21 protein-coding genes are annotated in these 22,264 nt (G+C 73.9%); 6 read left to right on the forward strand and 15 right to left on the reverse strand.

Annotated features, from left to right (window positions below):
• Both NL142_RS15185 and NL142_RS15190 read right to left on the reverse strand, forming a co-directional pair.
• Complete coding sequence (locus NL142_RS15185) at nt 1–663, reverse strand: response regulator transcription factor (protein WP_435080366.1); 663 nt, start codon at nt 661–663, stop codon at nt 1–3.
• Complete coding sequence (locus NL142_RS15190) at nt 660–2,528, reverse strand: sensor histidine kinase (protein ID WP_435080367.1); 1,869 nt, start codon at nt 2,526–2,528, stop codon at nt 660–662. The genes NL142_RS15185 and NL142_RS15190 overlap by 4 nt, the downstream gene beginning before the upstream one ends.
• Before the next feature lie 159 nt (nt 2,529–2,687).
• On the opposite strand from NL142_RS15190, the gene NL142_RS15195 reads away from it, so the two are divergent.
• Nucleotides 2,688–4,115 carry a CitMHS family transporter gene (locus NL142_RS15195; protein WP_234424972.1) on the forward strand — a complete coding sequence of 476 codons (1,428 nt, stop codon included), beginning with the start codon at nt 2,688–2,690 and terminating at the stop codon, nt 4,113–4,115.
• Nucleotides 4,116–4,238: 123 nt separating this feature from the next.
• Here the strand turns inward: NL142_RS15195 and NL142_RS15200 are convergent, their stop codons facing one another.
• A complete protein-coding gene (locus NL142_RS15200; protein WP_435080368.1) occupies nt 4,239–5,708 on the reverse strand; it encodes a DUF2079 domain-containing protein in 1,470 nt (489 codons plus the stop codon).
• Nucleotides 5,709–5,818: 110 nt separating this feature from the next.
• Nucleotides 5,819–6,250 carry a DUF5997 family protein gene (locus NL142_RS15205; RefSeq protein ID WP_104235202.1) on the reverse strand — a complete coding sequence of 144 codons (432 nt, stop codon included), beginning with the start codon at nt 6,248–6,250 and terminating at the stop codon, nt 5,819–5,821.
• Nucleotides 6,251–6,353: 103 nt separating this feature from the next.
• On the opposite strand from NL142_RS15205, the gene NL142_RS15210 reads away from it, so the two are divergent.
• The gene (locus NL142_RS15210) at nt 6,354–7,379 is read left to right on the forward strand and encodes a LysR family transcriptional regulator (RefSeq protein WP_435080369.1); all 1,026 of its coding nucleotides are present in this window, start codon (nt 6,354–6,356) and stop codon (nt 7,377–7,379) included.
• Between the two features lie 30 nt (nt 7,380–7,409).
• On the opposite strand, the gene NL142_RS15215 is transcribed toward NL142_RS15210, so the two are convergent.
• Nucleotides 7,410–8,141 carry an SGNH/GDSL hydrolase family protein gene (locus NL142_RS15215; RefSeq protein ID WP_435080370.1) on the reverse strand — a complete coding sequence of 244 codons (732 nt, stop codon included), beginning with the start codon at nt 8,139–8,141 and terminating at the stop codon, nt 7,410–7,412.
• A 149-nt stretch (nt 8,142–8,290) separates the two neighbouring features.
• On the opposite strand from NL142_RS15215, the gene NL142_RS15220 reads away from it, so the two are divergent.
• The gene (locus NL142_RS15220; RefSeq protein ID WP_435080371.1) at nt 8,291–8,611 is read left to right on the forward strand and encodes a hypothetical protein; all 321 of its coding nucleotides are present in this window, start codon (nt 8,291–8,293) and stop codon (nt 8,609–8,611) included.
• Nucleotides 8,612–8,634: 23 nt separating this feature from the next.
• On the opposite strand, the gene NL142_RS15225 is transcribed toward NL142_RS15220, so the two are convergent.
• From NL142_RS15225 to NL142_RS15250, 6 genes are read right to left on the reverse strand one after another with little or no spacing between them, the layout of a single operon-like run.
• A complete protein-coding gene (locus NL142_RS15225; protein ID WP_435080372.1) occupies nt 8,635–9,897 on the reverse strand; it encodes an MFS transporter in 1,263 nt (420 codons plus the stop codon).
• A 24-nt stretch (nt 9,898–9,921) separates the two neighbouring features.
• Entirely contained in the window at nt 9,922–10,818 is an 897-nt protein-coding gene (locus NL142_RS15230; RefSeq protein ID WP_435080373.1) for a prenyltransferase, read from the reverse strand.
• Nucleotides 10,811–11,179: a lycopene cyclase domain-containing protein gene (locus NL142_RS15235; RefSeq protein WP_435080374.1), complete on the reverse strand. Its 369-nt coding sequence runs from the start codon at nt 11,177–11,179 to the stop codon at nt 10,811–10,813. The genes NL142_RS15230 and NL142_RS15235 overlap by 8 nt, the downstream gene beginning before the upstream one ends.
• On the reverse strand, nt 11,176–11,520 hold the full coding sequence (locus NL142_RS15240) for a lycopene cyclase domain-containing protein (RefSeq protein WP_043583763.1): 345 nt from the start codon (nt 11,518–11,520) through the stop codon (nt 11,176–11,178). The genes NL142_RS15235 and NL142_RS15240 overlap by 4 nt, the downstream gene beginning before the upstream one ends.
• The gene (crtI, locus tag NL142_RS15245) at nt 11,520–14,156 is read right to left on the reverse strand and encodes a phytoene desaturase family protein (RefSeq protein WP_435080375.1); all 2,637 of its coding nucleotides are present in this window, start codon (nt 14,154–14,156) and stop codon (nt 11,520–11,522) included. Before crtI ends, NL142_RS15240 begins: the two co-directional genes overlap by 1 nt.
• Nucleotides 14,153–15,223 (reverse strand): polyprenyl synthetase family protein, encoded by a 1,071-nt coding sequence (locus NL142_RS15250; protein WP_435080376.1) that lies wholly within the window; start codon nt 15,221–15,223, stop codon nt 14,153–14,155. Before NL142_RS15250 ends, crtI begins: the two co-directional genes overlap by 4 nt.
• A 44-nt stretch (nt 15,224–15,267) precedes the next feature.
• Between NL142_RS15250 and idi the strand changes: the two genes are divergently transcribed.
• Nucleotides 15,268–15,846, forward strand: a complete 579-nt coding sequence (gene idi / locus NL142_RS15255) for an isopentenyl-diphosphate Delta-isomerase (protein WP_435080377.1) — start codon at nt 15,268–15,270, stop codon at nt 15,844–15,846.
• A gap of 72 nt (nt 15,847–15,918) precedes the next feature.
• Here the strand turns inward: idi and NL142_RS15260 are convergent, their stop codons facing one another.
• Nucleotides 15,919–16,797, reverse strand: a complete 879-nt coding sequence (locus tag NL142_RS15260) for a patatin-like phospholipase family protein (protein WP_435080378.1) — start codon at nt 16,795–16,797, stop codon at nt 15,919–15,921.
• A gap of 129 nt (nt 16,798–16,926) precedes the next feature.
• Entirely contained in the window at nt 16,927–17,490 is a 564-nt protein-coding gene (locus tag NL142_RS15265) for a MarR family transcriptional regulator (RefSeq protein ID WP_204576117.1), read from the reverse strand.
• A 77-nt stretch (nt 17,491–17,567) separates the two neighbouring features.
• Between NL142_RS15265 and NL142_RS15270 the strand changes: the two genes are divergently transcribed.
• Nucleotides 17,568–19,640: an MMPL family transporter gene (locus NL142_RS15270; protein ID WP_435080379.1), complete on the forward strand. Its 2,073-nt coding sequence runs from the start codon at nt 17,568–17,570 to the stop codon at nt 19,638–19,640.
• 54 nt (nt 19,641–19,694) lie between these two features.
• Here the strand turns inward: NL142_RS15270 and NL142_RS15275 are convergent, their stop codons facing one another.
• Together NL142_RS15275 and ald are read right to left on the reverse strand one after the other, a co-directional pair.
• Nucleotides 19,695–20,390, reverse strand: a complete 696-nt coding sequence (locus NL142_RS15275) for a DUF4190 domain-containing protein (RefSeq protein WP_435080380.1) — start codon at nt 20,388–20,390, stop codon at nt 19,695–19,697.
• A gap of 74 nt (nt 20,391–20,464) precedes the next feature.
• A complete protein-coding gene (ald, locus tag NL142_RS15280) occupies nt 20,465–21,583 on the reverse strand; it encodes an alanine dehydrogenase (RefSeq protein ID WP_435080381.1) in 1,119 nt (372 codons plus the stop codon).
• A gap of 167 nt (nt 21,584–21,750) precedes the next feature.
• On the opposite strand from ald, the gene NL142_RS15285 reads away from it, so the two are divergent.
• Complete coding sequence (locus NL142_RS15285; protein ID WP_435080382.1) at nt 21,751–22,242, forward strand: Lrp/AsnC family transcriptional regulator; 492 nt, start codon at nt 21,751–21,753, stop codon at nt 22,240–22,242.
• The last annotated feature ends 22 nt before the right edge of the window (nt 22,243–22,264 follow it).

Consider the following 22,264-nt stretch of genomic DNA (forward strand, 5'->3'; position numbering starts at 1 on the left):
TCACCGCGGCCGCAGGATCCGGTAGCGGTGCTCCGGGCGGCCCGTGGATCCGTAGTTGAGCTGCACGTCGACCACGCGGTCGCGGGCGAGCGCGCCGAGGTAGCGCTGCGCGGTGGCGCGGGAGACGCCGACGCGCTCGGCGATCTCGGGGGCGCTGAGCTCCGCATCCGATGCGGACAGGGCGTCCAGCACGGCCTGCTCGGTCGCCGGCCGCTCGCGCGCGGAGACCCGGCCGGGCCGCAGGGCGTGGATGGCGCGGTCGATCCCGGCCTGGTCGAGCGGGCGGTCGCTCGCGAGGCCGGCGCGAAACGCCGCGTAGGCCGCCAGGCGCGCGGTGAGCAGCTCCGGCGCGAACGGCTTGACGAGGTAGGAGACGGCGCCGCCGCGGAGGGCGCGGCGGACGGTTGCGGGGTCGTCGGCGGCCGTGACGAGGATCACGTCCGGCTCGATGCGCCGCACGAGGTCGATCCCGCTGCCGTCGGGCAGGTACGCGTCGAGGAGCACGAGGTCGGGGCGCGACGTGTCGAGCACGGCGAGCGCCGCGCGCACGCTGCCCGCGGTGCCGACGGCCCGGAAGCCCGGCGCCTGCTCCACGATGCCCTCGTGCAGGCGGGCGATGCGGAAGTCGTCGTCGACGATGAGGACGGTGAGGTCGTCGGTCATGCGCGGGCTCCGTCGGGGTCGGTGTCGGTCCGGGTGTCGTCGGTGGGGGCGGGGGCGGGCGGATCCGCGTCGGGCAGCTCGACCACGCCGGCCAGGCGCGCGCAGAACACCGCGCCGGAGTCGGCGTCAGGCGGCGGCCCGCCGGGATCCGCGACCCACACGTCGCCGCCGTCGCGCCGGGCGATGTCGCGCACGAGCGGCAGGCCGAATCCGAGTCCGTGCGCGGGATCCGCTCCCCCGCGGCCGCCCGCGCCGGCGACGGATGCACCGCCCGCGGACGAGCCCTCGGACAGCAGCGCCTCCGCGGTGCCGCCCACGTCGTCCGCCCGCCGCTGGAACACGCGTCCGGCATCGGACGCGGCGAGCCCGTCGCCCGAGTCCGACACCGCGATGTGCAGGTCGGCCCCGTCGTCGAGCGCCTCCACCTCCACCCACCTGTCGGCGCGGGATCCGCGGACGGCCGCGTGCATGGCGTTGTCGACGAGGTTGCCGAGGACGGTGGTGACCTCCTCGGGCCGCACCAGGATCCCGCGGACGAGCGTGCCGGGTCCGACCCGCAGCACCACGCCCCGCTCCTCCGCCTCCATCGCCTTCGCGCCGAGGAACGCCTGCAGGTACGGCTCGTCGACGAGCCCGGCGTCGACCGTCGGGAACGCCACGGGCCCCTGCTCGAGCACGCCCGCGAGGTAGCTGTCGGCCTCGTCGACCCGGCCGGTCGCGACGAGGCCGCGCACGACGTGGAGGCGGTTCGCGAACTCGTGCCGCTGCACGCGGAGCGCCGTGGACATCGCGGTGACGGCGGTGAGGCGGCGGCTCATCGCCTCGATGTCGGTCTCGTCGCGCAGCACCATCACGGTGCCGAGGTCGCGGCCGTCGCGGTCGACGCGGGCGACGTCGACGAAGAGGAGCCGGTCGTCGACGACCGCGCGCAGCGACGGGGATCCGGCGGCGGCCCCGGCCTGCGCCTCGGCTACCGCGTCGCGCAGCACCGGCGCGACGCCGAGGTCGGCGAGCGTGCGGCCGACCGGATCCACGAGGCCGAGCAGCGCCGCGGCCCGCGGGTTGCAGACGGTCACCCGCCCGTCGGGTCCGATGCCGAGGACGCCCTCGCCGACGCCGGAGAGGACGGCCGCCTGGTCCTGCACGAGGCCCGCGAGCTCGGACGGCTGGAGGCCGAGGGTGAGGCGCGCGAGCCGCCGCGAGAGGATCCCGCTGGCCACCGCCCCGACGCCGAGCGCGAGCAGGGCGACGACCGCGATGGCCGCGACGTCGACGCCGATGGAGTCGCGCACCGTGGCGGCCGCGAAGCCGACGCTGACCTCGCCGACGACGCGGTCGGGGTCGTCGGCGGACGCGTCACTGGGAGCACCCGCGTCCGCCAGCGCCCTCACCGGCACCTTCGCCCGCGCCGACTCCCCGAGCGTCCCGGTCGCCCAGGTCACCTCCTCGCGCCCCGCGAGCGCGACCGTCGGATCCGTGCTCACGCGCTCCCCGAGCTCGGCCGGGTCCGGGTGCGCGAGCCGCAGCCCCCGGTCGTCGGTGACCACGACGAACAGCGCGCCAGTGCGCTCCCGCACGGCCTCCGCTGTCAGCTGCACCGGACCGTCGGCGAGGTCGGACGCGGTGGCGACCCCGGGATCCGCGGTCTCGGCCGTCACGGCGGCCCGGAGCGCGGGATCCTCGGCGGCCGTCCGCGCGATCGCGAGCGCCGTCGCCTGCGCCTCCTGGCGGTTCTCGGAGGAGCTCAGCAGGCCGTAGGCGATCGTCGCGATCCCCACCACCACGAGCACGACGAGCAGCTGGAGGACGAGGGTGCGGCGCGCGAAGTCGAGCCCCGCCCGTCGTCGCCCCGTCGCCTCTCCCACCCACTGAGAATAATGCGCAGAACGTCGTCTACGTGCACTATCGCGATGAAGCGGCACAAGCGCGACGGGACGCGGACGCCCACCTAGCGTGTGGTGTTCAGCCGGGCGTCCCGCCCACCGACGAAGGAGTCACGCGTGCTGGTATTCCTGGGCTTCGCCATGGTCCTCACCTTCATGGCCCTCATCATGACCAAGCGGCTGACGCCCATGGTCGCCCTCATCCTCGTGCCGACCATCTTCGGCCTCTTCGCGGGTGCCGGGCTCGGCATCGGCGACATGGTGATCGAGGCGCTCGGCGACCTGGCCCCCACGGCCGCGCTGCTGATGTTCGCCATCATCTACTTCGGCATCATGATCGACGTCGGCCTGTTCGACCCGCTGGTGCGCCTCATCCTCCGCCTCGCGGGCGGCGACCCGGCGAAGATCGTGCTCGGCACGGCGATCCTCGCGGCCGCGGTCTCCCTCGACGGCGACGGATCCACGACCTTCATCGTCACGACGGCTGCCATGCTGCCCATCTACCGCAAGCTCGGGATGAGCCCGGTGGTCCTCACCTGCACGGCCGGCCTCGCGAACGGCACGCTCAACATCGTCCCGTGGGGCGGCCCGACCGTCCGCGCGGCGGCGGCGCTCAAGGTCTCGCCGACGGACATCTTCGTGCCGATGATCCCGTCGCTCCTCGTGGGCATCGCGCTCGTCATGATCTTCGCCTGGACCATGGGCCTCCGCGAGCGCAGCCGCCTGGCGGCTCTCGGCGAGGCGCGCGCCGAGGGCGGCCTCGACGCCGCGGGCGGAAGCGGCAGCGGCTCCGGCGGGTCCACGGGCGGCTCAGGCTGGTGGCGCGCCGGTCGCGGCGCCCCCGCGACCCCGCGCGGCGGCCTCATCACGATGGCCCCGTCGCTCGTCCGCGCCGAGACGGCCGCCGTCTCCACGCTCGGCACGACCATGCTCGACCCCGACCGCGAGACCCTGCGCCCGCGCATGATCTGGTTCAACCTCGGCCTCACGATCGTGGTGCTCGCGCTGCTGATCATGGACCAGCTGCCGCTGGCCTACGTCTTCATGGTCGGCGCCGCCATCGCGCTGATCGCCAACTTCCGCGACCTCAAGCACCAGGGCGAGCGCATCGCGGCGCACGCGCCCAGCGTGGTCGGCGTGGTCTCGATGGTGCTCGCGGCGGGCGTGCTGATCGGCGTGCTCAACGGCACCGGCATGGTCTCGGCGATGTCCGCCTGGCTCGTCACGATCATCCCGGACGCCCTCGGGCCCGGCCTCGCGGTCATCACGGGCGTGCTCAGCATCCCGATGACCTTCTTCATGAGCAACGACGCCTTCTACTACGGCATGCTCCCGGTGCTCGCGGAGAGCGCGGCGAACTACGGCATCGACCCCGTCGAGATGGCGCGCGCGTCCATCACCGGGCAGCCCGTGCACCTGCAGAGCCCGCTCGTGCCGGCGATCCTGCTGCTCGTGTCGCTCGCGGACGTGAACCTCGGCGACCACCACCGCAAGGTGCTGTGGCGGGCGGTGCTCGTGTCGCTCGCGATGCTCGCCGTGGGCGTGCTCACGGCGGTGATCCCGATCTGATCGGGGGCGCTCCGCGAGGGGCGCGCGCACGCGGAGGCCGGGCGGCTCGGGGGAGCGCCCGGCCTCCGCGCGTGCGGCGGGTCCGCCCGTCCGACGGGAGCCGCCTGGATCCGCCCGTGCGTCCTACTGGGTGCGCCGCGCCACCTGGTACCCGGCGTCGGCGTAGACGATCTCGTAGGTCGTGCCCGCCTGCGTCGCCTCGCCGTACTGGTCCGCGTTGAGCGCGCCCTGGCCGAGGCCGCCGCCGAGGCTGTCGATCACGACGTACTGCGGCGCCGGGTTGCCCGGGTTGCCGAGCCAGTAGACCTCGTGGTCGTCGACGAGGTACGACATGAGGCCGATGTCGCTGAGGACGCTCGCGCCCGCAGGCACCTGGTCGAGCGCGGCCTGCGCCTGCGCGGCCCGGGGGGCCGGCTGCCAGATGGCCGGCTTCGTCAGCTCGGCCATGGGCGAGCGGAAGAAGAGGAGGACGGCGGCGATCGCGAGCAGCGGCACGGTCGCGCGCGACGCCATCGCGAGCCAGTGCTGCCGGCCCCGGCGAGCGCGCACGATGCCGTCGATGGCGGCGGCGAACACGATCGGCATGAGCACGGCGTCGTAGTGGTAGCCCGGCCCCCAGTACGCCTCGGTCGGCGAGAGGAAGCGCCAGGCGAGCGTCGGCACCACGAGGAGGAGCAGCGGCGAGCGCAGGGCGATCAGCGCGCCGGCGAGGATCAGGAAGGCCACCGTCTCGAGCTTCGGTGCGACGAAGAGCCCGGCGACCGTTCCGAGCGGATCCGCGAGCGCGCCGCCCGCGTCGAGCTTCGACGCGTAGTCCCAGCGGGCCTCGCGGTTGAAGGCCGGCAGGATCACGGTGGTCGCGAGCACGAACCACGCGACGCCCCAGCCGGCGAGCGCGACGCCGATGCGGCGGTCCATCGTGAGCGCGATGATCGCGCCGAGCACCGCGACCGTGAGGCCGAGGTCCTCCTTCACGAACACGAGCGGCACGGCCCACGCCGCGGCGGCCATCGCGCGGCGGGCGATCACGGCGTCGAGCGCGAAGGCCAGCAGCGGCAGGGCGAACGCGATCTCGTGGAACTGGAACGCGACGGCGCCCTGGATCCCCCAGCTCAGCCCGTACGCGGCCGCCACGACGATCGCGCCCCACCGGCCCGCGACCCGGCCGGCGAGGCGGCCGATGCCGACCACCGAGATGCCGATGAGGACGGCCTGCACCACGAGCAGCGCGAACGCGTGCGGCCAGACGGCGTAGACCGGGCCGAGCAGCACGAGGATCGGGTGGAAGTGGTCGCCCATGAGGTTGAAGCCGTCGCCCTTGATGGAGACGAGCGGCGCCTGGAGGCGCGAGTAGTCCTGCGCGAGCTGCGTGAAGATGCCGAGATCCCACGACTTCACGGTGAAGCGGCGCCACTCGAGCGCGGAGTACAGCACGTAGACGGCGGTGACGAGCGCGGCGACGACGATGGAGCCGACGGTGCCGGGGACGCGGGATCCGGTGATCGGTGCGCGGACGCCGCCCGCGGGATCCGGCTCGCCGGATGCGTCGTCGGCGGCGTGGCGGCGGTGGGCCGTGTCGTTCGTGCGGGTCACGGCATCAGGGTCTCACGCGGGGCCGGGTTCGCGGCGGCGGGATCCCCGGGATCATCCGCTCAGGGCCGGTCGACCGAGGAGCGCGAGAGCGCTTGGGGACGCGGGTCGCTTCAGCGGCGCGCGCCGCCGGCACCGTCCTGGCGCTCGCGCTCGGCGGCCATGGCGGCGCGGCCGGCGTCGCGGTTCTTCACGCGGATCTGCTCCTCGCGCACCTCGGCCTGCGTCGCGCGCTCCTGCACGAGCCACTGCGGCGGGGCCTGCAGCAGCTCCTTGATCTGGGCGGTGGTGAGGGCCTCGTCGACACCGCCGCGGGCGAGGCCCGCGATGGAGACGCCGAGCTTGCCGGCGATGACCTGGCGCGGGTGCGGGCCGTCGCGCAACAGCGTGGCGAGCCACTCGGGCGGGTTCTCGTGCATCTCGGCGAGCTCCGCGCGGGACGGGGTCGACTCCTGGAACTCCACGGGGGTCGCCGGGAGGTGCACGCCCAGCTTCTTCGCCGCGGTCGCGGCCTTCATCGTCTGGCTGGATCCGGGGCTCGTCATGCCCCCAGGGTACCGTCGGGGCCCCGGGCGCCCTGCACTACCCTGGATCCGACCCGCCGCCGCTCCGCGTGCCACCACCGTGCGGGCCATCGAGGGGACTCCCGTGGACGCCGACCCGACCGCCCTCCGGCACTTCGCCGCCGTCGCCGACGAGCTGCACTTCGCCCGCGCCGCGAAGGCCCTCAACGTCTCGCGCATCGCCGTGAGCCGCTCGATCCTCGACCTCGAGGCGCTCTGGGGCGTCGAGCTGTTCGTGCGCGACGACGGCCCCACCCGCCTCAGCCCCGCGGGCGAGGACCGGCTCGTCGAGGCCCGCGCCGCGATCGCCGCGGACGACGCGCGCCTGGCTGAGGAAGCCGCAGCGCCGCCGCGCGGTCTCGTCGTCGCGATCGTGCCGGGCGTCACCGTCGCGAAGTGGACCCGCGCCTGGGACGAGCGCGTCGCCGACGTGCCGCTGCGCGTCGTGCCGCTCGCGGAGCCGGACGCAGCTCCCGCCGTGGTCGACGGATCCGCGGACGTCGCGTTCCTGCGTCTCCCCGTCGACGGCCGCGGCCTCACGATCGTGCCGCTCTACGGCGAGGTGCAGGTCGCGATCCTGCCCAAGGACCACGCGCACGCCACGGCCGACGCGATCGCGATCGCCGACCTGGCGGAGGACCTGCTCCTGCAGCCGGCCGAGCAGGTGCCGGGCTGGCCCGGGCGCACCGCGGGCGCGGATCCCGTCCCGATGCCCGAGGACGTCGCCGCGGCCGTCGAGCTGGTCGCCGCCGGCGTCGGCTTCGTGGTCGTGCCGCACGCGCTCGGCCGGCTGCACGCGCGCAAGGACGTCGTCGCGGTGCCGGTGCACGACCTGCCGGAGACGCGGATCGCCGTGGCCTGGCGCGAGGGCGACGCCTCCCCCGACATCGAGGAGCTCGTGGGCATCGTCCGCGGGCGCACGGCCGCGAGCTCGCGGTCGCAGCGGGACGACGACGAGCGCGACCGCCGGAAGCCGACCGCGGCGCAGAAGACCGCGCGCAAGGCCGCGGGGAAGCCGGGCGCCGCGGGCGCCGCGGGCGCGAAGAAGCCGACCCCGAAGGGCGGCGGCAAGCGCACTCCACCGCCGCGCGGGCAGCGGCGCGGGCGCTAGGGACTCGAGCGGACGGATCCGCCGGCCGGCTCAGACCCCGGGGCGCCCCGCCTGCAGGTCGGCGATCACGCGGCCCACGTGCTCGCCCCAGCGGCGGTACATGGAGGAGTAGCGGAACTCGCCGCCCTCGAAGTCGACGGGACCCGCATCCGGCAGCTTCACCGACGTGACCTGCGGGAAGCGCGCGCAGACCTCGGCCTTGCGCTGCGACAGGTACATCGCGTGATCCCGGAACAGGCCCCGCACGAACGTGCCGGCCTCCACGTACTGCGACACCTGCGGCACGTCCGAGACGAGCACGATCGAGTTGTCGGCGGTCTGCTCCACGAGGTGGTCGAGCAGGTCCTCGAGGCGGTGGACCCACGGCGTGATGCGCGCGAGCTCCAGCGCGTCGGCGACCCCGGGCATCACGAGCACGACGTCGTACCGGTGCAGCTCGGTGATCTGGTGGACGGCCTCCTGCGTGGCCGTGATGTGCTGGTCGGCGAGCGGGACGGTGCGCCACTCGACGCCGCGACCCGTGATCGCGGCGAGCGCCTTCGCCGACTGCGCCGCGACGCCCTCCGCGTGCGTGCGCAGCCCGACGCCGGATCCGCCGATGCCGCCGAGCGCGAGGATGCGATCCGGATCCGTCCCCGGCACCACGCCGACGGGCGCGTCCGTGGGCACGGCCGCGGTCAGCGGCGTGGGGATGCCGCCGCGCAGGCCGGCCGCCACGAAGGGGCGCACCGTCTGGTGCAGGAGGCGGATCGGCGGTGACATGGGCTCCTGGGGATCGCGGGGCGTCCGTCCATCATGCGCAGACCGTGCGCAGACCAGGCACCGACCACCCCCGTGTCGGACGCACAGCCTATCGTCGTCCACGAGCACGGCCGGGTGCTCGCGCCCCCGTCCTGACACCTGGAGCACCGATGACCCGCGAGCCCGAGCCCCTCATCCACCACCCGCACGCCCGCTACCACCAGGGCGCGTGGCGCGTGCAGGTCGCGTCGCAGCCCGTCCTCGGATACGTCGTGCCGACCGCGCGCGCGGCCGGTGCGGGTCCCGTCTTCGAGATCTACGCCGACGCGGTCGACGACTCGGGCCGCCGGGTCTGGGTCTCCACCGCGGTCACGCTCGAGGACGCCGTCGCGTGGATGCGCGAGCACGACATGGAGCTGCTCTCCTTCGCGGGCGAGCACGCGCGCCGCCGCCGCGAGCTCGCCACCGGCATGCTGCCGACGCACTACTGAGCGAGCGAGATCGGGCACCCGTCTCACGGCGCGGGCGGCGCGGGGAGCCGCCCGGTCCGCCGCGCGATCCCGGAGACCACCGGCTGCGCGAGGGCGAGCACCAGGCAGAGGGCGCCGAGCGCATCCCACGTGCCGGACGCGTGCAGCCGCGCGACGAGCTGCGTCCCGAGCAGGGGCCCCACCATCGCGGCGATGCCCCAGCTGATCCCGTAGGCCGACAGGTAGCGGCCGCGCGCGTCCGCGGGTGCGATGGCGGCGACGAGCGCGGTCGCGCGGCCCAGCAGGATGAGGTCGCCGATGCTCCAGACCACGGTCGCCGCGACGAGCCCGGGGAGGTCCGCCGCCTGGCCCACGAGCGCGAATCCGGCGCCGAGGAGCACGAAGCCGGCCGACATCGCCGCCGTGCTCCCGAGGCGGGACACCGGCCCGCGGGCCAGGAGGGGCTGTCCGATGACGATCGTGAGGGCGGATGCGGCGAGCAGCACGCCGAGCATCGACGGGCCGATCCCCCGCTCGGCCAGCGTCAGCGGGAGGGCGACGTCGATCTGCAGGTAGAGCACCGCGAACCCGGTGCCGCTGGCGAGCATCGCGAGGAGCAGCGGGTCGCGCCACGGGCTGCGCGCGGCGGGCGCTGGCGCGGGCGCATCCGCCGTCGGCTCCGCGGCCACGGCGGTCGGGCGCCGGCGGAGCCCGACGAGCACGAGGGCGGCGCAGGCCAGGCAGGTGGCCGCGTCCGCGACGAACAGCAGGCGCAGGTCGACGCCGCCCAGGATCGCCGCGAGGACACCGGCGAGCACGCCCGCGACCGCGAGCGCCGCGCCGTGCAGGCCGTACGCGGAGACCCGCTCGCGGTCGTCCGTCACGAGGTCCGCGACGAGCGCCTGCGACGGCGGCTCGTACAGCTCGAACGCGAGGCCGAGCAGCACCGCCGCGACCGCGGCCGTCGCGATCCCCGGAGCCGCGGCCAGCATCAGCTGGAAGCAGGCGGTCAGGATCAGGCCGATGGCGATGGTGCTCCGGCGGCCGATGGCGTCGGCGAGGAGCCCGCCGAGGATCCGCGACGGGATCGTGGCGGCCCCGAACAGCGCGACCACGAGGCCGGCGGTGGCGAGCGAGGCCCCGAGGTCGACGGTGAGCACGACCGTGAGGAACGGCAGCGTGAAGGCGCCCAGCCTGTTGACGGCCCGCGCGACGACGAGGATGCGGACCTCGGCGGGCAGGCGCCGCCACGTCCCCCGGCGGTCGGCGCGCACGTCGGCCGCCCCGCCCTCCGTTCCCGCGCCCATCCGCCCCTCACCCGGCCGGATGCGTCAGGGGTTCGTGAGCCAGTACGCGATGAGGAGCATCGTCACCACGAAGCCGGACAGGAAGTTGAGGCCGAGGAAGCGGCGCCAGCCGCGGTTCGCGGCCTCCGCGTCCTCGTCGCGGATCGACCAGAAGGGCGCGGTGCTGAGGATGTACGGGATCACGAGCACGGCCGCGATGATCCCCGGCAGCCCCGTGAACAGCATCGCCGCACCGGCCGCTGCGTACGCGAGCACGGCGATCCGCACGGTGACTGCTCCGCCGAGCACGGTCGCGATGGAGGAGATGCCGCCCTCGCGGTCGGCAACGATGTCCTGCACCGCGCCGAACGCGTGCGACGCGACCCCCCACAGGAAGAAGGCGGCGAGGATCGCCCACAGCGCGGGCGTGAACGCGCCGCCCGCGAGCACGATCCCGTAGACCGCGGGAGAGGTGAAATGCGTGCTCGACGTGAGCGAGTCGAGCACCGGCCGCTCCTTGAAGCGCAGGCCCTTGAGCGAGTACGCGACCACCGCGAAGACGCTCACGGCGAGCACGGCGACGCTCGCCGCGGATCCCACTGCCACGAGGTAGACGAGGAACGGCACGTTCGTGACGAGCACCGCGATGAGCACGGGCCGGTGCATGGCGCTCGCGAGCACCGCGCCCTCCACGCCGCCCTTGCGCGGGTTCCGCATGTCGGACTCGTAGTCGAAGACGTCGTTGATGCCGTACATCGCGAGGTTGTACGGGATGAGGAAGTAGATGGTGCCGAGGATCGCGGTGAGGTCGAGCTCGCGCGTGACCGTGAGGTACGCGGCCGCGAACGGGAACGCCGTGTTCACCCAGGAGAGCGGGCGCGACGAGAGCGCGATGGTGCGCAGCATCTCCGTGGCGCCCGGACGCGCCCGCACGTCACTCATGCGCTTCGATGCCGGAGACGCTGCGGCGCCGACGCAGCAGGTACCAGACCGCGGGCAGCAGCACGAGCGCGGCGATCGCGTAGGCGAAGTCCTCGATGGGCGCGTAGCCGAGGATGAGGCCCACCAGCTTGTCGTCGTCGTAGCCGACGAGGCCGACCTTGATCATGATGTTGTCGAAGATCAGGGTCATCACGAGCAGGATCACGACGGGCATCCGCCGGTACCAGTAGTACTCGGGGTAGTCGAAGCGGCTGGATCCGTAGGGCACGGCGTTCGCCTCGCGGAGCAGAAGGCGACGGAACAGGAACCCGACGATCGCGACGGGGATCAGGAACAGCAGGTCGAGCACGAGGTAGCTCATCGGTTCGCGCGCTCCCTCGCCCGGGCGACGTGGTGGTCGGCGAGGCGGCTGAACCCGTTGACGAGGTTCATCGTGAGGTAGCAGAGCAGCGCGAGGAAGAAGACCTCCTCGAGCGGCAGCTCCGGGCCGACGAGGATCCCCGTCATGAACGGCGTCTCCCCGCGGAAGAAGATGCCCTGCGAGATGCCCGCGATGTCCCACAGCAGGAAGAACGCGACGCCGATGAGCAGGGTGCCCGCCGCGGCCGTGCGGTCGCGCCAGAAGAACAGGCGCCAGCGCCGGTCGATGAGCATCATGCAGCCGAGCGCGCCGAGCAGCAGCACCAGGTAGACGAGGCCCATCAGACCACCGGGCGGCCGACCGTGCGCACGAGCGGCACGGCGCCGGGGCCGGTCGACGTGTCGCCGCGGAGCCGCTTGACGAGGATCTCCGCGCTGATGAGGCACATGGGCAGGCCGATGCCGGGGATGGTGGATCCGCCGGCGTAGTGCAGCCCGTCGACCTTCTTGCTCGTGTTGCCGGCGCGGAACATGGCCGACTGCGTGAGCGTGTGGGCGGGCCCGAGGATGGTGCCCTTCCAGGAGTGCAGGTCGGCGGCGAAGTCGCCGGGGCCCGAGGTGCGCCGGAGGACGATGCGCTCGGCGAGGTCGGGGATGCCGGCCCAGTCGCTGATCTGCTGGATGGCGCGGTCGGCGATCTCCTCGACCCGCGCGTCGCCTGCGCCGTCGATGCCGCCGCGGCCGATGGTCGGGTCGGCGGGGATGGGCACGAGGATGAAGACGTTCTCGTGGCCCTCGGGCGCGACCGAGGGGTCGGTGGCGCTGGGCTTGCAGACGTAGATGCTCGCGGGATCCGGCACGGAGGTCGTGCCGCCCTTCGGCGGGAAGATGCGGGAGAAGTTCTCGTCCCAGTCCTCCGTGAACAGCAGCGTGTGGTGGTGCAGCGCGGGCAGCTCTCCCCTCACGCCGAGGTACACGAGCACGGCGCCGGGGCCGGCGGTGGCCTTGTCCCAGTACGCCTGCGGGTAGGTGCGGAACGCCTCGGGGATGAGCTCGGTCTCCGTGTGGTGCAGGTCGGCGGTGGAGACGACCACGTCGGCCTGGAGCGTCTCGGTGCCGGCGTCGGTCGTGATCTGCACGCCGCGTGCCCGCGCCTTGCCGGCCTTCGTCGGCTCGGTGAGGATGCGCGAGACGGGCGCGCCCGTGCGGATCTCGACGCCCTCGGCCCGCGCGACCCGCTCGATCGCGTCGATCACGGTGATGAGGCCGCCCTGCGGGTAGAGCACGCCGTCCTCGAGGTCGAGGTGGCTCATCAGGTGGTACATGCTCGGTGCGAGCTTGGGCGAGGAGCCGAGGAACACGGCCGGGTAGCCGAGGATCTGGCGGAGGCGCCGGTCCTTCACGTAGCGCGCGACGTGCGTCTCGAGCGGCGTGAGCAGCAGCTTCCCGAGCGTGCCCGTGCGGGTGACGACGTCGCGCTTCAGCAGCGGCCGGTAGTCGGCGAACGTCGTGTAGAGGAAGCGCTTCTTCGCGACCTCGTAGACGTCCTTCGCGGAGTCGAGGTAGCGGGTCATCGCCGGGCGGGATCCGGGCTCGACGCTCTCGAACAGGTCGAGGTTGGCCTCGCGGGAGTCGCGGATGTCGATGGGGTCGGGATCGCCCTCGAAGAGCACGCGGTAGCCAGGCAGGCGCATGAGGTCGAGCTGCTCGGCGGCGCTCGTGCCCATGAGCTGGAAGAAGTGGTCGAACACCTCGGGCATGAGGTACCAGCTGGGGCCGAGGTCGAAGCGGAAGCCGTCCTTCTCCCATGATCCGGCGCGGCCGCCGACCTCGTCGCGGCCCTCGACGAGGGTCACGCGGTAGCCGTCGCGGGCGAGGAGCGACGCGGAGGCGAGGCCGGCGATCCCGCCGCCGATCACGATGGCGGTGGGTGCGGTCATGGCGCTCTCCTGCTGCTCGGGGTCGGACGGGGCGGGCTGGGTCGGGGCGGGTCGGGCGGCGGGGGCCGGCCGCGATGCGGGTACCGGCCGGGCCGCGTGCGCGCGGGGTCCGCGGGAGCGGCGCACCAGGCGGCCGTCGACGCCCGACGGCTCGGCGCCCGACGCGGCGGCGAGCGCGATGCGGGCCTTGACGGGATCCGGCACCCGCACGCGCGTGCGCACGAGCTCGGACGCCGGGGTGTCGCGCAGGCGCACGGCGAGCTCCGCGAACAGGCCCTGCGCGAGCGCGACGGCGCGGCGGCTGGAGGCGGGGAGGTCGGGGATCACGGCGCCGGACATGCGGAGGTCGTGGTCGATGTCGTCGAGGATGCGCTCCTTGTCGGCCTCCGAGAAGGTCGCGACGTCGACGCCGGGGAAGTAGCTGCGGCCGAGCGCGCCGTGGTCGGCGGCGAGGTCGCGCAGGAAGTTGACCTTCTGGAACGCGGCGCCCAGGCGCTTGGCGCCCTCCTCGAAGCGGATCCGCTCCGGTCGCGTCGTGGCGTGGCCGACCAGGAACGCGCGCAGGCACATGAGGCCGACGACCTCGGCGGATCCGTACACGTACTCCGTGAAGGACGCGGGCGTGTGCTCCATCCGGCGCAGGTCCATGCGCATGGACGCGAAGAACGGCGCGGTCAGCTCGGCGCCGAAGCCCGCGCGGCGGGCGGTGATGGCGAACGCGTGCACGACGAGGTTGGTGCTGTAGCCGCGGAGCATGGCGTCCTCGGTCTCCTGCTCCAGCGCATCCAGCAGGGCCTCGACGTGCGCGGGATCCACGCCCGCCCCGGCCGCGGCGCCGTCGACGATCTCGTCGGCCACGCGCACGAGCGCGTACACGTTCTCGATGTGCTGGCGGACGTCAGGCCCGAGGAGTCGCGAGGCGAGCCCGAAGGAGGTGGAGTAGCGGCGGATCACGACGGAGGCCGTCTCCTGCGCCACGCGGTCGTACTTCTCGAGTCCCGTGGGCGCCTCGGGAGCGGCGGGCCGGCGACGCGTCATCGGATGCGCCCGAGCACGGACTCCGCGACGGGCGCGAGCTCCCGGCGGAGCGCCTCCGGCACGACCGGGTCGTCGAGGCGCGCGACGGCCGCGACCGCGAGATCCCGCGCCACGCCCTCGGCGTACGCCCGCGCGCCCGAGCTCTCCAGCACGGAGCGCACGAGCGCCGCCTCGCCGCGGGAGAGGTCGTCCTTGCCGACGAGCGCGCTGATCTCGCCCCACTCCGACGAGCGGACGGCGTGCGCGATGAGCACGGTGCGCTTGCCCTCGCGCAGGTCGCCGAGGTTGGTCTTGCCGGTCTCCTGCTCGTCGCCGAAGACGCCGAGCACGTCGTCGACCACCTGGTAGGCGATGCCGATGTCGCGGCCGAAGTCGCCGAGCGCCGAGACGACCTCGGGTCGCGCGCCGGCCAGCACGGCGCCCGCCTGCAGCGGCGCCTCGAAAGAGTAGACGGCGGTCTTGAGGCGCTCCATGCGGAGGATCTCCTCCACGCTCGGCACGTCCGCGGTGAGCGAGAACTCGACGTCGATGAGCTCGCCCGCGGCCGACGCGAACACGGCGTCGTCGAGGATCTCCATGAGGTGCGACCGCGTGAGGTCGCGCACGCCGCTCGCGTCGATCAGGCGGTAGGCGTTGACGAGCGCCAGATCCCCCGCGATGACGGCGGCCGACATGCCGCGGTGCTCGGCGAGCGGCTGGGGCAGGCCCTGCGTGGTGGCGATGTCGCGGTAGGCGCCGGAGACATTGGGTCCGCCGCGCCTCGTGAAGTCGCGGTCGATGACGTCGTCGTGGACGATGAGCGCGGTGTGCAGCATCTCGAACGCGGCGCCGACGTGGGCCGCGGCCTTCGTGTCCTCGCCGCCGAGCCCGTCGTACGCGGCCATGACCATGCGGGGACGGAAGCGCTTGCCGCCGGCCGTGTTCGACTCGAGCGTGCGCCACAGCTTCACGTACTCGTCGCCCATGACCTCCGCGCGGACGAGCGAGCGGGCGAAGAACGCATCCAGCACGCCGTTCACATGGGCCTGCCTCGATGTGGAGACGGCAGCGAGGTTGGTGGCGTCCACGGATGAAACCTAACATCGTGGGGGTAACGGAAAGCAGGGAGCGCATGCCACAGCACACCGAGCTCGTCGTCCTCTTGGATGACGACGGCGAGACCATCGGGACGGCGCCCAAGGCGACGGTCCACACCCGCGACACCGCGCTGCACCTCGCGTTCTCGTGCCACGTCTTCGACGCGGAGGGTCGGATCCTCGTCACGCGCCGGGCGATCGGCAAGCTCACCTGGCCGGGCGTCTGGACCAACTCGTTCTGCGGCCACCCCGCGCCCGACGAGGACATGCTCGAGGCCGTGCACCGCCGCGCCGAGCAGGAGCTGGGCCTGACGCTCGCGTCGGTCGAGCTCGTGCTGCCCGACTTCCGCTACCGCGCCACCGACGCCGCGGGCGTCGTCGAGAACGAGATCTGCCCGGTGTTCCGCGCGGTCGCGGCCACGCCGGTGGATCCGCGGCCCGAGGAGGTCGGGGAGTACCAGTGGGTGGATCCGGAGGAGCTCATCCCCGCGGTCGCCCACACCCCGTGGGCCTTCAGCCCGTGGCTCACGCTGCAGCTGCCGCTGCTCTACCCGGAGCACGCGGCGCACGTGGGGCTCGCCGAGGCGGACGCCGACGCGGTGCCCGCCGCCTGATCCCCGGATCCACTGACACGAGGGGCCCGGCCGCGATGCGCGGCCGGGCCCCTCGACGTGGTGCGGGCGGAATCACCCCCAGAAGGCGCGGATCTCCTCGGCGAGGCGCTCGCCCTGGCGGCGGCCCGCCTCGGCGGACGCCGTGCGGGTCGAGAGGAGGAGCGAGTTCTCGCCGAACGCGGCGGTGCTCTCGGCGTCGGCCTGGACCACGAGCACGTCGGCGCGGCCGCGGAGCTGCTGCACGACGGTCGCGAGCGTCGGGCCCATGCCGCTCTGCGGGGCCTCGGGGCCGCACGCGACGACGAGGATCCGCTCGTGGTCGGCGACGACGTCGGCGTTCGTGCCGGAGCGCATGCCGCCGTCCATGTAGGGCCGGCCGTCGATGGTGACGGGCGGGAAGACGCCGGGCACCGCGCAGCTCGCGGCGGACGCGCGCACGAGGTCGGCGCCGGACTCCCGGTCGAAGACGGTGAAGCGGCCGGTGCCGGCGTCGACCGCGGTGATCCGGAGATCCTCGTCGGGCCAGTCGCGGATCGGCAGCAGCTGGCCGATGCGCTCCACGCTCGCGGCGTCGTCCACCTCGGGGTCGTACTCCTCGAGCGCGAACTCGCCGATCTTCTGCCGAGTCGGGATCTCGCCCGCGGTGCTCACGACGCCCTCGCCGATGACCTCGATCGTGCGGGAGAGGTCGCGGCTGCCCATCGGCTCGGCCATGCCCGCCACGTCGACGAAGTGCTCGTCGTAGGCGGCCTGGATGGCGCCCGCGCGCAGGTTGATCGCGACGACGGATCCGGCCGACGTGCCGACGACCGTGTCGGCCGCGCCGACGTCCACGCCCGCCGCGATGAGGCCGGAGAGGAGCCCCGTCTCCCAGGCGATCCCGGCGACGCCGCCGCCGCCGAGCACCAGTCCCCGCGTCGGCGTGGTCGTGTCCCGCTCGGTGCCGGTCATGGTCCTCCTCTTCCGCGCGCCCGGAGGCACGCGTGCGCGTCGTGGTGGTGGTTGATGCGGACCCATCATCCCCGAACACGGTGGACGCCGGCCGAGCGAGGGGTGCACGCGCGGTGGACGTGCTCCGGATCAGCGCGCGGCGGGCGGATCCGCGACGGACGCGGATCCGGCGGGGCCCGCGGGGCCGTCGGCCGCCTCCCGGTAGACCTCCCGCACCTCCCCGAGGAACCGCGTCACGGCGGCGCGCTCCTCGGCGGTGAGGGCGTCGGCGGCGCGCGCGACCCCGCCGATCATGGGCATCAGCTCGGCCATGGCCCGGCCGACGGAGGCCGGCCGCGGGACGACGACGACGCGGCGGCGGTCGTGCGGGTGCGGGCGCCGGTCGACGTGGCCGACCTCGACGAGCCGGTCCACCACGAGCGTGGCGGCCGCGGTGGTGACCCCGAGGCGGCCCGCGAGCTCGGTGGGCGACAGCGACCCCTCCTGGATGAGGTGCTCCATCGCCTTCATGTCGGTGGGGTTCACCTCGAGCACGCCGCCGAGGCGGCGCTCGAACCCGGCGGCGAGGCCCAGCACGTCACGGAGGATCCGGCCGAGCTCGCCGGCCTCGCCCGCCTCGACGGGGACGCCGGCGCCCGGTGCGGGGAGGGCGACGGGCGCGTCCGCATCGGGGCGGGGACGGCGTCGGGGCATGCGGGCATCGTACGCCGCGGGTAGCTAAGCCGCTTGATCATCAGTAGGCTGACGATCACCGCACCCCTGGAGGACCCGTGAGATCCATCGCCCGATTCGTCAGCGCCCGCCGCACCGCCTGGATGGCGCTCGTCATCGCGGCCGCCGCCGTCGCCGCCCTGTTCGCCTTCCTGCCGAAGGGCGAGGCCGACGCGTTCCCGCCCTCCGGCCTGCCGGACTCGAGCCAGGCGAAGCAGGTGAGCGAGCTGCTCGAGCGGTTCCCGAGCGCCGACACGACGGTCGGGATCCTCGTCTTCAGCCGGGACGGCGCCGCGCTCACGGACGCCGACACCGCCGCGATCGCGCAGCGCGCCGCGGCCCTGGCCGCCGACTCGACCGCCCCGCTGGCGGTCGTCCCGCAGCTCAGCGACGACGGGCGCGCGGCGCTCGTCGCGGTGCCGCTCGACGCGTCGGAGGCCGCCGACGACGTCGCCGGGACGGCCGCGACCCTCCGCACCACGGCCGCGGACGGCCTGCCGGACGGGCTCGTCGCGCAGCTGACCGGCCCGGTCGGCTTCCAGGCCGACATCTCGAACGCGTTCGCGGGCGCCGACTTCCGGCTCCTGCTCGTGACGGTGCTCGTGGTCGCGGTGCTGCTCATCGTCACGTACCGGAGCCCCGTGCTCTGGATCGTCCCGCTCGTCGTGGTCGGCGCGGCCGACGGCCTCGCCCGCGTGGTCGTCACGGCGCTCGCGGATCCGCTCGGCATCACGATCGACGCCTCCATCGGCGGGATCCTCTCGGTGCTGGTCTTCGGCGCCGGCACGAACTACGCGCTGCTGCTCGTCGCGCGCTACCGCGAGGAGCTGACGCGCCAGGAGGACCGCCACGCGGCGATGCTCACGGCGGTCACGAGCGCGGGACCCGCCATCGCGGCGAGCGGCGGCACGGTCGCGCTCAGCCTGATCACGCTGCTGCTCGCCGAGCTCTCCGGCAACCGCGCGCTCGGGTTCGCGTGCGCGATCGGCGTGCTCATCGCGATCGCCGCCGCCCTGCTCGTGCTGCCCGCGGCCCTCGTGGTCTGCGGGCGCGGCCTCTTCTGGCCGTTCATCCCGCGCGCCGGGACCGACGCCGACCACGGCGGGAAGCCGGGCGTGTGGCGGCGGCTCGGCCTCGGGGTCCGGCGTCGCCCCGCGGTCGTGGCCGTCGTCGCCCTCGCCGGCGTCGGCGTGCTCGCGCTCGGCCTCGTCGGCGCGCGCGTCGGCCTGTCGCAGACGGACCAGCTGCTCGGCGACCCCGAGTCGGTCGCGGCCCAGGAGGTCGTGGACGCCTCGTTCTCCGCCGGCCTCACGGCGCAGACCGTCGTGCTCGCGCCGGACGCGGTGGCCGACGACGCGGTCGCCACGGCCGAGTCGGTCCCCGGCGTCGCGGGCGCCCGGGCGGGCGAGTCGGCGGAGGGCCGCACGCGGATCGACGTGCAGCTCGACGCCGAACCCGAGAGCGCCGCGGCCTTCGCGGCCGTGCAGGACCTCCGCGACGCCTACGCGGACGCGCCGGGCGCCGAGTCCACGACGCTCGTCGGCGGCAGCGACGCCACCGCGGCCGACACGGCCGCCTCCTCCGAGCGGGACCAGGGGCTGATCATCCCGATCATCCTGGCCATCGTGTTCGTGATCCTCGGCCTGCTCCTGCGGTCGCTGGTGGCCCCGGTGATCCTCATCGCGAGCGTGCTGGCGACGTTCTTCGCGAGCCTCGGCGCGGCGAACGTGCTGTTCCAGCAGGTGCTCGGCTTCCCCGCGTTCGACGCGAACGTGGTGCTGTTCGCGTTCCTCTTCCTGGTGGCGCTGGGCGTCGACTACAACATCTTCCTCGTGACCCGGGCGCGCGAGGAGCGGCGCCTGCACGGCACGCGCGAGGGCATGGTGCGAGCGCTGGCGTCGACGGGCGGCGTGATCACGAGCGCGGGGATCCTGCTCGCCGCCGTGTTCGCGGTGCTCGGCGTGCTGCCCGTGGTGGCGCTCACGCAGATCGGCGTCATCGTCTGCATCGGCGTGCTGCTCGACACGCTCGTGGTGCGGACGCTCCTCGTGCCGGCGCTGGTGTTCCTGCTGGGCGACCGGTTCTGGTGGCCGTCGCGCCACCTCGGACGCCATGAGGCGGCGGACGCGTGAGGCGCGCCGCGGCCCGCGAGTCGGCGGAGCGGATGGCGGGGCCCGCCGCGCGGATCAGTCCGCGATGTCCCGCAGGTCCTCGGCCGTCGCGGTGCACGTGACCGTGGCGCCGTCACCCTCGGCCCGCTGCTCGGTGACGATGTAGTCGCCCACGAGGATCCGGCAGGTGATGTCGGGGTCCGAGCCCGCCGTCGCGTCGACGCCCGCGACCGCGCTGATCGAGAACATCGCCATGTCGAAGGCCGTGGTGTCCGGGATGACGACCTCGCGGCTGAACGGGAGCGGCTGGTCGGACGCCTGCTCGGACCCCGCGGTGCCGCCGACGGAGGTGGTCCAGAGCACGCCCGCGGTGACCGTGCCGCCCGAGCCCTCCACCTGGTAGCTGACGCGCGGCTCGTCGGACGCCTCCGCAGATGACCGCGCCTCCGACTCCCGCACCGCGCCCGTGATGGCCGTGACGATGCCCGCCGTGTAGACGATGGCCAGCACGATCGACAGGATCAGCGCGACTGCGCTCGTGATGAGGCCGCCGAGCGCCATTCCCTTGGGCCGGTCCTTGAGGACGAGGCCGATGATCCCGAGCACGATGCCGACCGCCGCGAGGAAGCCGGAGACGTAGTTGAGGATCGGGATGACCGAGCCGATGAGCGACAGCACGCCCACGATGAGCGCGGCGAGGCCGACGCCGTTGAGCGTCTTCCGCTCGCGGGGCTCGCGGGTGTCGGGTTCGGGCGCGTAGCTGAAGGTCATGCATCGACCCTGCCAGGGATGCGGGCGGATCCGGCCGTCACGGGGTCACGATCCCGCGACGGCCGGGGCGCGCGTCAGGCGGCGAGCACGTCCGCGATCGGCGTCAGCGGCATCTCGAGCGCCGCCGCGACGTGCGAGTTCGTCACGTGCCCGTCGTGCACGTTGAGGCCGAGGGCGAGCGCCGGATCCTCCGCGAGGGCCCTCTTCCACCCCTTCTCGGCGAGCGCGATCACGTACGGCAGCGTCGCGTTGGTGAGCGCGCGCGTGGAGGTCTCCGGCACCGCACCGGGCATGTTGGCGACGCAGTAGTAGACGCTGCCGTGCACGTCGAAGGTGGGGTCGTCGTGCGTGGTGGCGTGGGATCCCTCGAAGCAGCCGCCCTGGTCGATGGCGATGTCGACGAGCACAGATCCCTTCTTCATGGTCGCCACCATCGCGTCGGTCACGAGCTTGGGGGCCTGCGCGCCGGGGATCAGGACCGAGCCGATCACGAGGTCGGCGTCCTTCAGCTGCGCCGCGATCTCGTAGGCGGACGACACGCGCGTCTGCACCTGTCCGCCGAAGCGGATCTCGAGCTCGCGGAGGCGCGGGATCGAGAGGTCGATGATCGTGACGTCGGCGCCCATGCCGAGCGCGTTCGCCGCCGCGTGCTCGCCCGCGACGCCGCCGCCGATCACGACGACGCGCGCCTTCGGGGTGCCGGGGACGCCGCCGAGGAGGATCCCGCGCCCGCCGGCCGCGCGCATCAGGTGGTACGCGCCGACCTGGGTGGAGAGCCGGCCGGCGACCTCGCTCATCGGCTGGAGGAGCGGCAGCTGGCGGTTGGGGAGCTGCACCGTCTCGTAGGCGATGGCCGTGGTGCCGGAGGCGACGAGCGCGTCCGTGCAGGGCCGCGACGCCGCGAGGTGCAAGTACGTGAAGAGGGTCTGGCCCGGGCGCATGCGCGGGTACTCCTCGAGAATCGGCTCCTTGACCTTGAGCAGCAGATCCGCGGCGCCCCACACCTCGTCGGCCGTGGCGACGATCGTCGCGCCCGCCTCGACGTAGTCGGCGTCGGTGATGCTGGACCCGAGCCCCGCGCCCTCCTGCACGAGCACCTCGTGGCCGCGGCGCACGAGCTCGTGCACGCCCGCAGGCGTGGCGGCGACCCGGTTCTCGTTGTTCTTGATCTCGGTGGGGATCCCGACCTTCATGCGCGTGCTCCGTCTCGTCTCCCCGCGAGGTGCGGCCGGCGGCAGCGATGCGGGAGGGCGAGACTCATGGTGGCCATCGTGCGTTTCGAGCGCGTGAAATCCGTAGGATCGTCGGCGACGGCCGCTCGATCCGCGTGATCGTGCGCCCACCAGCCGAGGAGGACCGGATGCCGACGAAGGAACTGCGGACGCTCGAGCCGCTCGACGCGATCGACCGGAAGCTCGTGGCCCTCCTCCGGGCCGACGCGCGCACCCCGAACAGCCGCCTCGCCGAGCAGGCGGGCATCGCGCCGTCGACGTGCGTGACCCGCGTGCGCGGCCTCGTGGAGCGCGGCGTGATCACCGGCTTCACCGCCACCATCGACGCGGACGCGGTGGGCGTGGGCCTGCAGGCGCTCATCAGCATCGCGATCCGCGCGGGAGCCCGCCACGAGATGGCCGCGTTCGCGTCCGAGATGCGCGAGCTCGCCGACGTCGTGCAGCTCTTCTTCCTCGGCGGATCCGAGGACTTCATCCTCCACATCGCCGTCCGCGACAGCGGCCACCTCCGCGACTTCGTGCTGAAGCACCTGTCGGCGCACCCGGCGGTGGCCTCGACCCGCACGAGCGTGGTGTTCGACCACCACCACTCGGGGCCGGCGGTGGGCGAGGGGCCGTAGCCACCCGCCCGCCGCCGGATCA

The organism is Clavibacter quasicaliforniensis (assembly GCF_051201715.1).
Lineage (GTDB): Bacteria > Actinomycetota > Actinomycetes > Actinomycetales > Microbacteriaceae > Clavibacter > Clavibacter seminis.

Coding starts and splice junctions, on each gene's coding strand:
- NL142_RS15185 (WP_435080366.1), bottom strand. CDS start 663: ATGACCGACGACCTCACCGTCCTCATCGTCGACGACGACTTCCGCATC.
- NL142_RS15195 (WP_234424972.1), top strand. CDS start 2,688: ATGGTCCTCACCTTCATGGCCCTCATCATGACCAAGCGGCTGACGCCC.
- NL142_RS15205 (WP_104235202.1), bottom strand. CDS start 6,250: ATGACGAGCCCCGGATCCAGCCAGACGATGAAGGCCGCGACCGCGGCG.
- NL142_RS15215 (WP_435080370.1), bottom strand. CDS start 8,141: ATGTCACCGCCGATCCGCCTCCTGCACCAGACGGTGCGCCCCTTCGTG.
- NL142_RS15220 (WP_435080371.1), top strand. CDS start 8,291: ATGACCCGCGAGCCCGAGCCCCTCATCCACCACCCGCACGCCCGCTAC.
- NL142_RS15225 (WP_435080372.1), bottom strand. CDS start 9,897: ATGGGCGCGGGAACGGAGGGCGGGGCGGCCGACGTGCGCGCCGACCGC.
- NL142_RS15230 (WP_435080373.1), bottom strand. CDS start 10,818: ATGAGTGACGTGCGGGCGCGTCCGGGCGCCACGGAGATGCTGCGCACC.
- NL142_RS15235 (WP_435080374.1), bottom strand. CDS start 11,179: ATGAGCTACCTCGTGCTCGACCTGCTGTTCCTGATCCCCGTCGCGATC.
- NL142_RS15240 (WP_043583763.1), bottom strand. CDS start 11,520: ATGGGCCTCGTCTACCTGGTGCTGCTGCTCGGCGCGCTCGGCTGCATG.
- crtI (WP_435080375.1), bottom strand. CDS start 14,156: ATGACGCGTCGCCGGCCCGCCGCTCCCGAGGCGCCCACGGGACTCGAG.
- idi (WP_435080377.1), top strand. CDS start 15,268: ATGCCACAGCACACCGAGCTCGTCGTCCTCTTGGATGACGACGGCGAG.
- NL142_RS15260 (WP_435080378.1), bottom strand. CDS start 16,797: ATGACCGGCACCGAGCGGGACACGACCACGCCGACGCGGGGACTGGTG.
- NL142_RS15265 (WP_204576117.1), bottom strand. CDS start 17,490: ATGCCCCGACGCCGTCCCCGCCCCGATGCGGACGCGCCCGTCGCCCTC.
- NL142_RS15275 (WP_435080380.1), bottom strand. CDS start 20,390: ATGACCTTCAGCTACGCGCCCGAACCCGACACCCGCGAGCCCCGCGAG.
- ald (WP_435080381.1), bottom strand. CDS start 21,583: ATGAAGGTCGGGATCCCCACCGAGATCAAGAACAACGAGAACCGGGTC.
- NL142_RS15285 (WP_435080382.1), top strand. CDS start 21,751: ATGCCGACGAAGGAACTGCGGACGCTCGAGCCGCTCGACGCGATCGAC.